Below are 13,529 nucleotides of genomic sequence, written 5' to 3'. Positions count from 1 at the left end.
GCTAGGCGAACGCCCGTAGCGCGCGCTGCCCGGCCGCGAGCGCCGCACCCGCGAACAGCGTAAGCGCCGAATACACGAGCCCGCGCGCGAGTCCCGCGCTGTCCGACACCCAGCCGATCGCGACGGGGCCGGCGATCTGCCCGAACGCGAACATCGTCGTGAACGCGCTGATGCCTTTCGCCCAGCCTTCGGGCGGCAGGTTGTGACGCACGAACGCGGTGGTCGCCGCGACCGCCGACAGGAACGTCGCGCCGAACAGTACGCCCGACGCGAACGCGGCCGCCGGATGCACGAACAGCGCCGGCATCAGCGTCGCGACGCCGAGCAGCGCGTTGAGCACGGCCAGCGCCTGGCCGCCGCGCATCCGGTCGAGCAGCCCCGACCACAGCCGCGCCGACACGACGGTCGCGACGCCGAGCGTCACGTAGAACGCGGACACGACCGTCCCGCTCATCCCCGCGCCGCGCAGCAGCGCGACGATGAACGTCATGTAGCCGATATAGCCGACGCCGAACAGTGCGTAGCCCGCGAGCGCGAGTGCGAAGCGCGCGGGATGCGCGGTGGCGGCCGGCGCGGTGCCGTCGCGCGGCACGGCCGGTGCCGCGTGCGCGCGCTCGATGCGGCGTGCCGCCGACACGGCTACAGCGGAGAACAGCACGCACCCGAACGCGAGCGCGAACCACGCGGGTTGCCAGCCATGCGCGCGAGGCACGAGCGTCGCCGGCACGAGCAGCGACGACGCAACGACGCCCCACCCCGTGCCGCCGTAATAGAGCCCGAGCAGGAGCCCCGCATCGCGCGGCGCCGCGGATGCGAGCCGCGCGGCCAGCACGCCGCCGCTGATGAAGATCAGCGCGCTGCCAACGCCCGTCCCGAGCCGCTCGACGAGCAGCGCGTTCATGTCGGACGTGAGCCCGCATGCGGCCATCAGCAGCGCGGTCAGCGCGCAGCCGGCCGTGAGCAGCGTGCCCGTGCGCCAGCGCCGCGACAGGAACGGGAAAACGAGCGCGCCGATCAGGTAGCCGGCCGCGTTCGCGGTGTTCAGCGCGCCGGCCTGCGCGAAGGTCCAGCCGAGATCGGCCTTCATCGGCGGCAACAGCAGTGCATACGAGAAGCGTGCGAGGCCGAGCGCGATCGCGCTGCCGAGCGACAGGCAGATCGCGAGCCGCCATGCGGCGATGCGGTCGGGTTCGGTGGCGCTCGCATTCGGCCGTGCTCGGCCGGCGTGCTCCGGTTGCGGTGCTGCGCGCATCGCGGTGTCTCCATCGTAGTTCGAGGCCGGTCCGGGCCGATGCCCGGGGCCTGGGTTCCGCAACGCCGACGCGGCTTGACCGCCGTGGGCCGCCGGCCGTGATGTCGTCGCTGCGGATTCCGTGTTGTGGCGGGCGCCGGTCCCGACTGCCGGACCCGGTGCGCCGCTCGACCGATGATACTTGACCTGCCGATGAGCGCTGCCTGCACCGTCAGCAGCGATGCCATACGCCGCCCGCGAACTGCGGTGCGCCGACACCGGGCATGCGCTACGCACCCAATCCAGCGGTAAAAGCGGTGAACAGCGCGCGCCCCTCGTCCCACTGCGCCAATCCGGAAGCCGCGTTCAAGTGGCCACGTGCGCCGAGCACGAGCGGTGTCGCACCGCGTGCCGCCGCCCATCCGATCGCTCGCCCGTGCGGGTCGTACGGATCGTCCGAACTGGCGATCGCCACCACCGGCCACTCGCCGAAATCCCCGTCCGGCACACGCGCGAACGCGTGCGCGGCGGCCGGAAAACGCGGGCCGTCCGGATCGGGTACCGCCACGAGAAAGGCCCCGTGCACCGGGCGCGCGGCGGACGAACGCCAATGCGCGAACAACAGGCAGCCGAGCGAATGGCACACGACGATCGGCGGGGTCCGCGCAGCCGCGACGGCCGCATCGAGCGCCGCGATCCAGTCGCTCAAGTCGGGCGTGTCCCACGACGCCGGCGCAATGCGCGTCGCGCCAGGAAGCGCCGTCTCCCAGTATGTCTGCCAGTGATCCGCGCCCGAGTTGCCGATTCCCGGCACGATGACGATGCTTCGATCCATTCCCGCCTCCATGAACATGAGGGTCCCAGTCTGGTCCGGACGACTTCCGCGTGGAATGGCAAGTCATCGGATATTGAGACAGAATCCCGATGAATTAACGGAACAGGAATGCCGACATGCCCGACGGAGAACTGGATCGCCTCGATATTTCGATCATCGAAGCGCTGCAGGAGAATGCGCGGATGCCATTGTCCGAAATCGGCCGGCGCATTGGCCTGTCGCAACCGGCGACGTCGGAACGCGTCAAGCGGCTCGAGGAGCGCGGCATCATCGCCGGCTACACCGCACGGATCGATCCGGCGGCGCTCGGGTTGGGAATGATGGCCATCATCCGGCTGAGAACGACGCACGAACACATCAAGCCCGCGTTGAATGCGTTTGCCGAGATGCCGCACGTGATCGAGATTCACCGGATGACCGGCGAGGATTGCTTCCTGCTGAAAGTGCTCGTGCCGACGCCCGGCCAGCTCGAGACCATCATCGACGCGATTGCCCGCTTCGGCGCGGTCACGACTTCACTGGTGCTACGGTCCGAGCCCGTCAAGCCGCTCGGCAAGGCGCTGCTGGGTTGAAACCGGTAACGGCCCGGCGACGCATCCATCGTTCGCGAATGATAAAAAACGAAACGATCGATGCAATTGGACTCCGGATTTAAAAAATCACGCGAATCGATTTATCGATCATGCCCCGATATTCAATAAAAAATCGCGACCGTCGAAATTCGATTCATTCGCGTCGATCGCACGATGTGCAGCGAACTCGCTTGTTTAGCACGCTTTGGCTAAAAACCTTGCAACGCATTGCATTCGATAAATCGTCAGACTAATATCGACGCCACTCGCCCGGTATTCAAAAAATTCCGGATGAGGGCGGTAATCCCTTTACCGCGCTTTCATGTTGAATCACTCATGTTCACCACAGGAGAATTGACATGCAGGAAACCCGGCAAATCGAATTGCTTGACTGGATGCAGGAAGACACGCACCCCGAAGCCGTCGACATGATGGTGGAGGATGCCGTGGTGCCGTTCGGCACCGCGCTCTGGCCGGTCTGAGCGGCCAGCCCGTTCTCGCGGAAGGGCTGCGGCCCTTCCGCCGCTTCCGGAGACACGCATGCTGAACCTGCATCGCGCGCTGGGTTTTCACCCCGCGCTGCGCGACAAACTCGCACGCGGCGAGACGGGACAACTGCTGGTCGGCTACGACACCCGCAACCGCGACACCGCATTGCGCGCGTTTTCCGCCCTGCCCGACTCGCTCGACGCGACCACCCTCTGCCTCGAAAGCACCCCGCCCGCGGAAATCACCGCCGCACTCTCGCACGCCGACCTGTTCGTGCTGCTGTACGACTCGTCGTGCCTGCCGACGCCGTCGCCGAGCGGCCCGCCGTTCCTCGCCGCGATCCGTCCCGCGATCGTCGAGCACTGGAGCAAGTCGGTGCTGTTCAAGGATTACGGCCCGCATCTCGACGAGGCGTTCGCCGAATCGCTCGACGACATCGCCGCGCGCAACGGCCGGCTGATCGACGCGGCCGCGCGCGCATCAGAGATCCGCTTCATCGACGAAGCCGGCAACACGCTGACCGGTTCGCTCGCGCCGGACCAGAAATGGACGAGCGTGGACGGGATGGGCAATCTCGACGTCGTGCCCGGCGAAATCGCGACGCACGTCACCGACCTGCACGGCTCGATCGTATTCAGCGGCACGTTTCTCGGCACCGTGCCGTTCGCGATCAAGTACCGTGTGACGGAGCGGCTCGCGACGCTGCATGTCGAAGACAGCCTGATCGTCGATTTCGACAGCGACGACGCGGGCTTCCGGCGCGACTTCGCGTCGTATCTCGACCGGCACGACAATCACCGGCGCATCGAGGAATTCGGCATCGGCACGAACCTGGGCATCCGCGGGCTGTACGGCCGCAACGCCGGGTTCGAGGAACGCCATCCGGGCCTGCATCTCGGCCTCGGCGGCGGCGCGAACGGCAGCCATCACCTCGACCTGATCTTCGCGCGCGGCACGCTCGCGTTCGACGGGCAGGTTGTGTTCGACGGCGCGTTCGCCGTCTGAGCGTGGAATCAGGCTTCGGCGGCCGCCGCGTCGCCGAGCCACTTGAACATCACGAGGCAATCGACGAAGCCGAGCCGCGCATGACGATACGCGCGCGGCAAGCGGCCGACGATCTCGAAGCCGAGTTTCTGCCACAACGCGACCGCCACTTCGTTCGTCGCGACCACCGAGTTGAACTGCATCGCGAGGAAGCCGCGTTCGCGCGCCACCTGCTGCGAGTGCTCGCACATCAGGCGCGCGACGCCCTTGCCGCGCGCCGCCTCGGCGACCATATAGCCGCAGTTGCACACGTGATTGCCGGGCCCGGCCGCATTCGCCTTCAGGTAGTACGAGCCGAGCAGCACACCGTCCTCCTCGGCGACCCACGTGCACAGCGGCGCATCGAGCCACAGCGCGCGGGCGGCTTCGCGCGTCGGCGCCGGATCGAATGCGTAGGTCTCCTGCGCGGCGACGATCGCATGGTAGGTGGGCCAGAAGCGGGGGAAGTCGTCGTCGGTCATCGGGCGAAGCGTGATCATGCGGGTTCTCTCGCGAAAGGGTTGGGGGAGGCGCGTGGTTACGCCGCGCCGTTGCGGGCGCCGTCGCGCAGCAGGCCGCTGCGGTAGGTGCCCGGCGGCACACCATACCAGCGCTTGAATGCCTGCGAGAAACTCGACAGGTCGCTGAAGCCGAGCCGCTCGGCGACTTCCGTCAGCGACAGGTGGGCATCGCCGAGCAGCGTCTCGGCCATCGCGCCGCGCGCCTGCGCGAGCAGCGTGCGGAACGTCGTGCCTTCCTCCTGCAGCCGGCGCTTCAGCGTGCGCGGGCTCGTGTTCATCAGCCGCGCCATGTCCTCGAGCGAGAACGGCACGTTGCCGGGCGTCGCCGTCAGGTATTGCCGCACCATCTCCGACGTGCCGACCCGCGCGCGCCGCGCCTCGACCAGCCGGCCACACATCTGCTCGCACATCGAGACCGTCAGCGGGTTCGCATGCGGCAGCGTCCGGTCGAGAAACCCGCGGTCGAACGCGAGACTGTTCGCGCGCGCGCCGAACGCGGGTTCGACACCGGCGATGCGCGGTGCGGGCGCGCGTGTGGACGCGGCTGCGCTCGCGGCCTGCATCGTGAAGCGCGACAACGCGAAATCGTCGCCGCCGATTTCCTGCAGCAGCACGACGGCGGCCGTCATGTCGCGTTCGACGAGGAACCGGCTCAGGTCGGCATCGAGCTCCGGCGCGCCGAAATTGAGCACGCACGTGTGCGCTTCCTCGCGGTACGTGATAACCGTGAACGCATACGTGAGCGGCAGGAAGCGCATCGCGAGCGCCAGCGCGTCGCGCGCGGTCGCGCTCGCGATCAGCCCGTAGCCCCACACGCCGTAGGCGGAGAAGTGATAGCGCTGCCCGACGTCGAACCCGAGGCCCGGCGCACGGCCGAGCGCGCGCAGCAGATTGCCGGTCAGCCGCAGTTCCTGCGCGGCCGTCACCTCGACGTTCGGATCGTCGAGCTGCGCGTCCGCGAGGCCCGTGCCGGCCAGCAGCTTCGTGCGCGACACGCCGCGTTCGTCGCCGAAATCGACCAGCAGCCGGGCACTGGCCGGACTCCGGGTGAAGTCCCAGAAGCTCATGCGGAGAAACCCTCGAAGCGCCGATTTGGCCCAAATACTAAAACAATTGTCCCGAAGCAGCATTGGTGTTTTCCCATGCGGCCCGCACCATCGGCGTCATCAGTCGTCGCCTGAACGACACTCACGCCCCCGGAGGAGACACCATGCGACCGAGTCGCCCGCCCGATCTCGCGGCCCGCTTCGAACGCCAGCGCGAAGCATTCGCCCGCGCCCCCGCCCCGCCGCTCGCGATCGGCCTGTCGCGGCTCGATCGGCTGCGCGTGCTGACACGCATCGCATGATCCATCGACCATCGGAGACGATTCCTTGAGCAAGACTTTCGACTACATCGTCGTCGGCGGCGGTTCGGGCGGATGCGTCGTCGCGGGGCGACTGACCGAGGACCCGGCCGTGACCGTCTGCGTGCTCGAGGCCGGCGGCCGCGGCGACACCGCGGTCGTCAACGTGCCGACCGGCTCGGTCGCGATGCTGCCGACCCGCGTGAACAACTGGGCGTTCGACACCGTGCCGCAGCCCGGACTCGGCGGGCGCATCGGCTATCAGCCGCGCGGCAAGGCGCTCGGCGGTTCGTCCGCGATCAACGCGATGGTCTACATTCGCGGCCATCGCGTCGATTACGACGGCTGGGCCGCACTCGGCAACGAAGGCTGGTCCTACGACGACGTGCTGCCGTACTTCCGGCTGAGCGAGCACAACGAGCGCTTCGACGACGCCTTTCACGGCCGCGACGGCCCGCTGTGGGTCAGCGACCTGCGCACCGGCAACTCGTTCCATGCGCGCTACCTGGAAGCGGCGCGGCAGACCGGCCTGCCGCTCACCGACGACTTCAACGGCGCGCAGCAGGAAGGTGTCGGCCTCTATCAGGTCACGCAGAAGCACGGCGAGCGGTGGAGCGCGGCGCGCGCGTATTTGCTGCCGCACGTCGGCCGGCGCGACAACCTGACGGTCGAAACGCACGCGCAGGTGTTGCGCATCCTGTTCGACGGCACGCGTGCGACGGGTGTCGAGGTGCGGCAACACGGCGAAGTGCGCACGCTGCGCGCGCGGCGCGAAGTCGTGCTCGCGGCCGGCGCGCTGCAGACGCCCCAACTGCTGATGCTGTCGGGTGTCGGTCCGGCCGGCGAACTGCAGCGGCTCGGCATTCCGGTGCGTGCCGACCTGCCCGGCGTCGGCCGCAACCTGCAGGATCATCCGGACTTCATCCTCGGCTACCGCACACGCAGCGTCGACACGATGGGCGTGTCCGTGCGCGGCGGCCTGCGCATGCTGCGTGAATTCGCGCGCTTTCGCCGCGAACGGCGCGGGATACTGACGTCGAATTTCGCGGAAGGCGGCGGCTTCCTGAAAACGCAGGCCGGCCTCGATGCGCCCGACATCCAGCTGCACTTCGTCGTCGCGCTCGTCGACGATCACGCACGCCGGCTGCACGTCGGCCACGGGCTGTCGTGCCACGTGTGCCTGCTGCGACCGCGCAGCCGCGGCTCGGTCACGCTGCAAGGCACGGATCCGCTCGCCGCGCCGCGCATCGACCCCGCGTTCTTCGACGACCCGCGCGACCTCGACGACATGGTCGCCGGCTTCCGGCTCACGCGCCGGCTGATGGCGGCACCCGCGCTTGCCGAATGGATCACCCGCGACCTGTTCACCGCGAACGTCACGACCGACGACGAGATCCGCGACGTGCTGCGCCGGCGCACCGACACCGTGTATCACCCGGTCGGCACCTGCCGGATGGGGCACGACGCGCTCGCGGTCGTCGATCCGCAATTGCGCGTGCACGGCCTGCAGGGGCTGCGCATCGTCGATGCGTCGATCATGCCGACGCTGATCGGCGGCAACACCAACGCGCCGACGATCATGATCGCCGAGAAGGCCGTCGACCTGATCCGCGGCGTGCGGCGCGTGCCGGCATGCTCATCGGCCGACACGGAGCGCGAACCGGCCGCCGCGCCGGCGCACCGCGACCCCGTTTATGCAGCGTGCGCGTCGCACGATGCGATCCCGCCCGAGGAGATTCGCCATGTCGTCGCCTGAAACGTCACGTCCCGCCGAATCGGCCGCACCGCTGTCGGCGATCATCATCGGCGCCGGCTTCGCCGGCATCGGCATGGCCATCGCACTGCAACGCGCCGGCATTCACGACTTCGTGATCGTCGAACGCTCGCACGACGTCGGCGGCGTGTGGCGCGACAACCGCTACCCGGGCGCCGCGTGCGACGTGCCCTCTCATCTGTACTCGTTCTCGTTCGAACCCAACCCGAACTGGTCGCGCGTATTCGCGCCGCAACCGGAAATCCATGCGTACCTGCAGCACTGCGCGCGCAAGTACGGTCTTGCACGCCATCTGCGTTTCGGCGCCGAGGTCGAGCGCGCGCAGTACGACGAGGCCCGTGCGCTGTGGCACGTCACGCTCGCCGACGGCACGACGCTCAGCGCCGCCGTGCTCGTCAGCGGCACCGGCCAGTTGAGCCGCCCCGCGATGCCCGATCTGCCCGGCATCGACACGTTCCGCGGCCGCGCGTTCCACTCCGCGCACTGGGATCGCGACTATCCGCTCGCCGGCAAGCGCGTGGCGGTGGTCGGCACCGGCGCATCGGCGATCCAGTTCGTGCCCGCGATCGCCGCCGACGTCGAGCGCCTCGTCGTGTTCCAGCGTTCGCCGGCCTACGTGATGCCGCGTCCGGATCGCGCGTATCGCCCGTGGGAGCAAGCGCTGTTTCGCCGGCTGCCGTGGGCGATGAAGCTGCATCGCGCGTCGATCTACGTGCGCTATGAGTCGCGTGCGATCGCGTTCACGCGGCTGCACGGGCTGATGGATGTCGCGATCGGCCGGCCGTTCCGCAAGCTGCTCGCGCGCGACGTGCGCGACCCGGCGCTGCGCGCACGGCTCACGCCCGACTATCCGATCGGCTGCAAGCGGATCCTGCTGTCGAGCGACTATCTCGCCGCGCTCGACCGCGACAACGTCGAGCTCGTCACGCAGCGCATCCGGCGCGTGACCGAGACCGGCATCGAAACCGACGACGGCGTGCACCATCCGGTCGACGCGATCGTCTACGGCACCGGTTTCGCGGCGACCGCGTTCCTGTCGCCGATGCGCATCACCGGCCGCGACGGGCTCGACCTGAACGATGCATGGCGGCGTGGCGCGCAGGCGTATCTCGGGCTCACCGTGCCGGGCTTCCCGAACTTCTTCATGCTGTACGGCCCGAACACCAATCTCGGCCACAACTCGATCGTCTACATGCTCGAGAGCCAGATCGCGCATGTGATGCGCTGCGTGCGCGCGATGCGGCGCAACGGCGCGACGGCAATCGACGTCGACCCGCGCCGCTACCGGCGCTTCAACGCGCACGTGCAGCAGCGGCTCGCGGGTTCGGTGTGGAGCGGCTGCAAGAGCTGGTACGTCGACGCATCGGGCCACAACAGCACGAACTGGCCCGGCTTCACGCTGACCTATCGATGGATCACGCGCTTCACGGGGCTGTCCGCGTATCGCTTCACGCAGCCGCTGCCGGGCACGGCCACGCCGACGCACGGCGCCGTCGTCGCGCCGCCCGCCGGTCGCGTGGAAGCGCTCGCCGCCGCCTCGCTGCGCAGCTTTCTGCGCGTCGCGTTCCGGCCGCTGATCGGGCCGCCGTTCGGTGCGCGCATGCAGCGCCGCGTCGTCGCGTTGCTGTCGCCGCTGATGCCGGGCGCGGGCGGCACGCTGCGTTACCGGACGTCGGCCGCCGGCGTGCCGGTCGAAGTGATCGCGCCGAAGCGCGGCGACGCGGGCGGCGCGATCCTCTACCTGCACGGCGGCGCGTTCTGCCTCGGCGGCCCGCACACGCATCGCGGCGTGACGACGCGGCTCGCGGCCGAAGCCGGCCTGCCGGTGTGGGTGCCCGACTACCGGCTCGCGCCCGAGCATCCGAGCCCGGCGGCCCTCGACGACGCGCTGGCCGCATACGATGCGTTGCGCGCGCTGGGCTATGCGCCGCACCGGATCGCGATTGCCGGCGATTCGGCCGGCGGCGCGCTCGCGCTGGCACTCGCCATCGCGCTGCGCGAGCGTGGCGAACCGGCTGCCGCCGCGCTGCTGCTGATCTCGCCCGTGACCGACCCGGCGCTGGGCGGCGACACGCTCGCGTCGCGCCGCCACGACGATCCGATGATTCGTCGCGACTGGCTCGAACAGGGGTTGCGCTGGTATCACGGGAGCGGCTCGGTGGCCGCGCGCGGCCCGCTCGACACCGACTTGCGCGGCCTGCCGCCGATCCTGGTGCAGGCCGGCGACCAGGAAGTGCTGCTGTCGGATGCGCAGCGGCTGGCGGCGCATGCGCTCGCGTGCGGCGTGCCGTGCCGGCTGGAGATTCATGCCGAGCGCTGGCATGTGTTTCATCTGCAGGCGTTCTATCTGCGCTCGGCGCGGGACGCGTTGCGGACGCTGGCGGGGTTTGCCGCGCAGCGGGTGACGGCGACCGCGTAGTGATGCCGGCGATGCCGGCGATCGAGGCGGCGGGGCGCGGGTTCGGCGCAATGCCGTGTCCGCGCGTCGTTCGATGCAACGGAACGCGAACGATATCAAGCACGCCGATGTGATCGTGACGATGAGCGACAAGCACACGGAGAAGGTGCTCGCGCTCTGGCCGCGCGCTATCCGTCGGCCGTCGGCAAATTGTTCACGCTCGCCGGATACGCGACCGGCGAGCACAAGGACATGCCCGACGCGCGGAGCAAGCCGACCTCCTTCCACGAATCGGTGACCGCGCAGCTCGACGAGCAATCCCTCCTCCGCACGGCGCGTGTCCTCGCGCGCCGATGAGATCGGCCATTCGGCCGAATCGTCATCGCATGCCCCGAATGAAAGAATGATCGTCGTTCGGGAAGCCAGCTTCATCGCCCGAAACCCCACGTCGCGAAAGCGCTCTGCAGGCATTCCTGCGCAGCGCCCTTGCGTCGTGCTTCGTCCCGATTCGGCAGTCGGCCCGCGTGTGCGTCACTTCACGCCATCCCGGCGATATCCCTTTCCTTCATGTAGCTTATAAGTTACAATGCTCTCCAAGTTCGAACTGCTTCGCTATCAGCGCGACGACGGTCGCGAGCCTTTCACCGAATGGCTGAACACCGTCCGCGACAAAGTCATCCAGGCGCGGATTCGCGAACGCCTGCGCCGCGTTGAGACCGGCAATTTCGGCGATTGCGAGCCGGTCGGCGAAGGCGTGATCGAACTGCGCATCCACGTCGGTGCCGGCTATCGCGTGTACTTCGGCCGGTACGGCAGCGCGCTGATCCTGCTGTTGTCCGGCGGCGACAAGCGCAGCCAGTCCGACGACATCAGGCGTGCGCACGAACACTGGTTGAACTGGAAACGGAGGCAAATGTGAACAAGCTCAAAGGCGCGGTCTCGCACCACGACGCGGAAGTCGCCGAACTCGGTGCCGACCGCGAGCTCGCGGTGGCCTATCTGCGCGTCGCGATGGAATCGCTCGACGATCCCGACAACCGCGCGGCCGCGCTGCTCGCGCTGCGCACGGTCGCGGAAGCGTACGGCGGGCTCGGCGCGGTCGCGGCCGAAGCCGGCATCAGCCGCGAATCGCTGTATCGCACGCTGTCGCCCAACGGCAACCCGACACTGAAAACCCTGCTCGCGGTGCTCAAGACGGTCGGCCTGCGCCTGTCCGTCGTCCCCGCGCAACCGGCGCACGCCTGACGCGTTGCGCGCGCTTCAAGGCTGCACCATCCACACGAGCGTCATCGCGGGCGGCGCCGCGCTCATCCCCGCCGGCGGCCGCTCGATCGTCGGCTCGACCTTCAGCGCCTGCGCGATCGTCGCCGCATCGTCGAGCGGCGTCGTGCGCACGACCGTCATCACCCGCGCGGGCCGATGCAGCGTCTCGCGATACAGCGCGCCGTACCACAGCGGCCGCATGCCGAGCGCATCCTGCAGCACGTACGGATAACGCCATAGCCGCAGCACGAGGCGGCTGTCCGGATGGGCCGCGTCGACGCGCACGAACACGCGGCGCGTGCTCTCGCCGTGCGTGTAGCGCGGCAGCACGGGCAGCGTCTCGGCCGGCGCCTGCGGCGACAGCCAGTGCAGCGCGGTGGCGGGCGACCACGGCGTCGCGCGCTGCCAGCCGGCCAGCGACAGATGGCGGTCGAGCGTGTCCGACGTCGCGCACCATTGCAGCGGCAGATATTCCTCGCGATCGCCGCCGATCTCGGTGCGCCGCGTCGGCACGCGCTGCCAGCCGCCGCGCATCCACTGGTCGACGGTCATCGCGACGACGTCGCCGACATGCGGACGCGCCGCGCGATCGAGCTGCCACTGCGCGGGCACGGTCCATACGCCGGCGGTGGCGAGCACGACGAGCACCGCGACGAGCGCGCCGCGCGGCTGCACGTGTTCGTGCACCCGCCAGTACGCATGGGCGCCCGCCAGCACCGCGAACCACGCGAGCCCGAGGCTCCAGCCGCCGAGCAGGCCCGACAGCCACGTATCGCCGACATAGAGCCGCGCGAAGCCGCCGAGCACGATCCACAGTACGACCGCCGTCACGACCGGGATCCGCCACGACGCGGGCCGCTCGCGCGTCAGCACCCAGCCGATGCCGCTGCTCGCGAGCATCGCGAATGCGGCGTCGGCGTCGGGCAGCGCCACGTGCAGCGCGCCGGGCGGCAGGCTCGCGGGCGACATGCCGGGCACGCCGGCGCCGAACGCCGGCACGAGCACGACTGCGATGCCGAGCGTCGCGAGCCACCAGGCGGACGTCACCCAGCAGCGATGGATCATCAGCCAGACGAGAAACGCGGCCGCGACGATCAGCCCCGTATCGTGTCCGTGCAGCACCGCGAGCGCGCGCATCGTGGCGTCCACGGGCGGCGTGCGCAGGTTCTGCAGGAACGCATACAGCGCGATGTCCGCGTGCGTCAGCGGATCGTTCGCGACGACGTCCTGCACGATGCCGGCGAACAGCCACACGCAACCGAGGAACAGCAGCGCGAACACGGGCACCGCGCCCGGCAGGCGGCGCACCTTGCCGATCGCGTCGTGCAGCCACGCGCCGAAGCGCGGCCAGCGGCGCGCGGATGCATGCACGGCCGCGCCGGTCGCCTGGCACAGCAACGGCCAGCCGCGCCGCAGCGCCAGGCGCACGCCGAACCACACGAGCGCGACCAGCGCGGCGACCACCAGCAGGATCGCGGCGACCCGCACGCTGATTGCCGCGGCCAACGCCGCCGACGCGCCGAACACGATGCCCGGCGCGATGTGCACGGGTGCCCAGATCAGCGCCGACACGGCGTTGACCGGATAGAACGACCGGCGCGGCAGCGTCGCGCAGCCGACCACGACCGGCACGACCGCGCGCAGCGGCGCCAGGAAGCGCGCGAGCACGATGCTCTTCATCCCGTGGCGCAGCACGAACTGCTCGCCGCGCGCATAGGCGTCCGCGTAGCCGAGCCGCACCCAGCCGTTGCGAATCGCGCCGCCATAGCGGCGGCCGATCTCATAGCTGATGCCGTCGCCGACGATCGCACCGGCGGCCGCGACGCCGATCGTCGTCCAGCCGTCGAGCGCGCCCGCGCCGATCAGCGTGCCGGCCGCGAACATCACGGCGCCGGCCGGCACGACCGTGCCGATCAGCGCGATCGCCTCCGCGCAGGCGGTCACGAACACGATCGCCAGCACGAGTAGCGGATGCGCGCTGATCGCGCCCAGCCATGCGTGGATCGTGTCGCTCATCGCGGGTTGCGCGGCGTGGCGGCGCGGCGTGTCCGCACTGGGCCGGCCATGGCGTGGGGAAG

General features: G+C 69.5%; 14 protein-coding genes. 9 read left to right on the top strand and 5 right to left on the bottom strand.

The features are described 5' to 3' along the window. Nucleotide 1 precedes the first annotated feature (1 nt). The gene (locus ACP26O_RS24615; protein WP_175666147.1) at nucleotides 2–1,252 is read right to left on the bottom strand and encodes a YbfB/YjiJ family MFS transporter; all 1,251 of its coding nucleotides are present in this window, start codon (nucleotides 1,250–1,252) and stop codon (nucleotides 2–4) included. A 268-nt stretch (nucleotides 1,253–1,520) separates the two neighbouring features. Then, nucleotides 1,521–2,066 (bottom strand): RBBP9/YdeN family alpha/beta hydrolase, encoded by a 546-nt coding sequence (locus tag ACP26O_RS24610; protein WP_175666146.1) that lies wholly within the window; start codon nucleotides 2,064–2,066, stop codon nucleotides 1,521–1,523. A gap of 116 nt (nucleotides 2,067–2,182) precedes the next feature. On the opposite strand from ACP26O_RS24610, the gene ACP26O_RS24605 reads away from it, so the two are divergent. The 3 genes from ACP26O_RS24605 to ACP26O_RS24595 all read left to right on the top strand — a co-directional run bounded on the left by ACP26O_RS24605 (nucleotide 2,183) and on the right by ACP26O_RS24595 (nucleotide 4,132). Then, the gene (locus ACP26O_RS24605) at nucleotides 2,183–2,638 is read left to right on the top strand and encodes an Lrp/AsnC family transcriptional regulator (RefSeq protein ID WP_006752128.1); all 456 of its coding nucleotides are present in this window, start codon (nucleotides 2,183–2,185) and stop codon (nucleotides 2,636–2,638) included. 359 nt (nucleotides 2,639–2,997) lie between these two features. After that, the gene (locus tag ACP26O_RS24600) at nucleotides 2,998–3,120 is read left to right on the top strand and encodes a hypothetical protein (RefSeq protein ID WP_006752127.1); all 123 of its coding nucleotides are present in this window, start codon (nucleotides 2,998–3,000) and stop codon (nucleotides 3,118–3,120) included. Between the two features lie 58 nt (nucleotides 3,121–3,178). Beyond that, nucleotides 3,179–4,132: a leucyl aminopeptidase gene (locus ACP26O_RS24595; protein WP_175666145.1), complete on the top strand. Its 954-nt coding sequence runs from the start codon at nucleotides 3,179–3,181 to the stop codon at nucleotides 4,130–4,132. 8 nt (nucleotides 4,133–4,140) lie between these two features. Here the strand turns inward: ACP26O_RS24595 and ACP26O_RS24590 are convergent, their stop codons facing one another. Together ACP26O_RS24590 and ACP26O_RS24585 are read right to left on the bottom strand one after the other, a co-directional pair. Then, nucleotides 4,141–4,650, bottom strand: coding sequence for a GNAT family N-acetyltransferase (locus ACP26O_RS24590; RefSeq protein ID WP_175666144.1), 510 nt, complete (start codon nucleotides 4,648–4,650; stop codon nucleotides 4,141–4,143). 38 nt (nucleotides 4,651–4,688) lie between these two features. Then, the gene (locus ACP26O_RS24585) at nucleotides 4,689–5,738 is read right to left on the bottom strand and encodes an AraC family transcriptional regulator (protein ID WP_175666143.1); all 1,050 of its coding nucleotides are present in this window, start codon (nucleotides 5,736–5,738) and stop codon (nucleotides 4,689–4,691) included. A 143-nt stretch (nucleotides 5,739–5,881) separates the two neighbouring features. Between ACP26O_RS24585 and ACP26O_RS24580 the strand changes: the two genes are divergently transcribed. The 6 genes from ACP26O_RS24580 (at nucleotide 5,882) to ACP26O_RS24555 (ending at nucleotide 11,433) form a co-directional block, all read left to right on the top strand. After that, a complete protein-coding gene (locus ACP26O_RS24580) occupies nucleotides 5,882–6,019 on the top strand; it encodes a hypothetical protein (RefSeq protein ID WP_175666142.1) in 138 nt (45 codons plus the stop codon). 25 nt (nucleotides 6,020–6,044) lie between these two features. Then, nucleotides 6,045–7,772, top strand: coding sequence for a GMC family oxidoreductase (locus ACP26O_RS24575; protein WP_175666141.1), 1,728 nt, complete (start codon nucleotides 6,045–6,047; stop codon nucleotides 7,770–7,772). Further along, entirely contained in the window at nucleotides 7,759–10,209 is a 2,451-nt protein-coding gene (locus ACP26O_RS24570; protein ID WP_175666140.1) for an alpha/beta hydrolase fold domain-containing protein, read from the top strand. Before ACP26O_RS24575 ends, ACP26O_RS24570 begins: the two co-directional genes overlap by 14 nt. A 189-nt stretch (nucleotides 10,210–10,398) precedes the next feature. Then, nucleotides 10,399–10,545 carry a hypothetical protein gene (locus ACP26O_RS24565; RefSeq protein ID WP_175666139.1) on the top strand — a complete coding sequence of 49 codons (147 nt, stop codon included), beginning with the start codon at nucleotides 10,399–10,401 and terminating at the stop codon, nucleotides 10,543–10,545. A 229-nt stretch (nucleotides 10,546–10,774) separates the two neighbouring features. Continuing rightward, the gene (locus ACP26O_RS24560) at nucleotides 10,775–11,107 is read left to right on the top strand and encodes a type II toxin-antitoxin system RelE/ParE family toxin (protein WP_011660253.1); all 333 of its coding nucleotides are present in this window, start codon (nucleotides 10,775–10,777) and stop codon (nucleotides 11,105–11,107) included. Then, on the top strand, nucleotides 11,104–11,433 hold the full coding sequence (locus ACP26O_RS24555; RefSeq protein WP_006752118.1) for an addiction module antidote protein: 330 nt from the start codon (nucleotides 11,104–11,106) through the stop codon (nucleotides 11,431–11,433). The genes ACP26O_RS24560 and ACP26O_RS24555 overlap by 4 nt, the downstream gene beginning before the upstream one ends. A gap of 15 nt (nucleotides 11,434–11,448) precedes the next feature. Here ACP26O_RS24555 and ACP26O_RS24550 read toward each other — a convergent pair whose 3' ends face one another. Continuing rightward, a complete protein-coding gene (locus ACP26O_RS24550) occupies nucleotides 11,449–13,467 on the bottom strand; it encodes an LssY C-terminal domain-containing protein (RefSeq protein WP_175666138.1) in 2,019 nt (672 codons plus the stop codon). Nucleotides 13,468–13,529 lie beyond the last annotated feature (62 nt).

Origin of the sequence: Burkholderia sp. R-40, from assembly GCF_049942845.1 — a bacterium.
In the GTDB taxonomy this organism is placed as follows: Bacteria; Pseudomonadota; Gammaproteobacteria; order Burkholderiales; family Burkholderiaceae; genus Burkholderia; species Burkholderia ambifaria.
Note: the sequence above shows the minus strand (reverse complement) of the source record. Positions and strands in the feature narration are given on the sequence as shown.

Excerpts from the sequence above, each read along its gene's own strand:
- ACP26O_RS24615 (WP_175666147.1), bottom strand. The coding sequence starts at position 1,252 with ATGCGCGCAGCACCGCAACCGGAGCACGCCGGCCGAGCACGGCCGAAT.
- ACP26O_RS24610 (WP_175666146.1), bottom strand. The coding sequence starts at position 2,066 with ATGGATCGAAGCATCGTCATCGTGCCGGGAATCGGCAACTCGGGCGCG.
- ACP26O_RS24605 (WP_006752128.1), top strand. The coding sequence starts at position 2,183 with ATGCCCGACGGAGAACTGGATCGCCTCGATATTTCGATCATCGAAGCG.
- ACP26O_RS24600 (WP_006752127.1), top strand. The coding sequence starts at position 2,998 with ATGCAGGAAACCCGGCAAATCGAATTGCTTGACTGGATGCAGGAAGAC.
- ACP26O_RS24595 (WP_175666145.1), top strand. The coding sequence starts at position 3,179 with ATGCTGAACCTGCATCGCGCGCTGGGTTTTCACCCCGCGCTGCGCGAC.
- ACP26O_RS24590 (WP_175666144.1), bottom strand. The coding sequence starts at position 4,650 with ATGATCACGCTTCGCCCGATGACCGACGACGACTTCCCCCGCTTCTGG.
- ACP26O_RS24585 (WP_175666143.1), bottom strand. The coding sequence starts at position 5,738 with ATGAGCTTCTGGGACTTCACCCGGAGTCCGGCCAGTGCCCGGCTGCTG.
- ACP26O_RS24580 (WP_175666142.1), top strand. The coding sequence starts at position 5,882 with ATGCGACCGAGTCGCCCGCCCGATCTCGCGGCCCGCTTCGAACGCCAG.
- ACP26O_RS24570 (WP_175666140.1), top strand. The coding sequence starts at position 7,759 with ATGTCGTCGCCTGAAACGTCACGTCCCGCCGAATCGGCCGCACCGCTG.
- ACP26O_RS24560 (WP_011660253.1), top strand. The coding sequence starts at position 10,775 with ATGCTCTCCAAGTTCGAACTGCTTCGCTATCAGCGCGACGACGGTCGC.
- ACP26O_RS24550 (WP_175666138.1), bottom strand. The coding sequence starts at position 13,467 with ATGAGCGACACGATCCACGCATGGCTGGGCGCGATCAGCGCGCATCCG.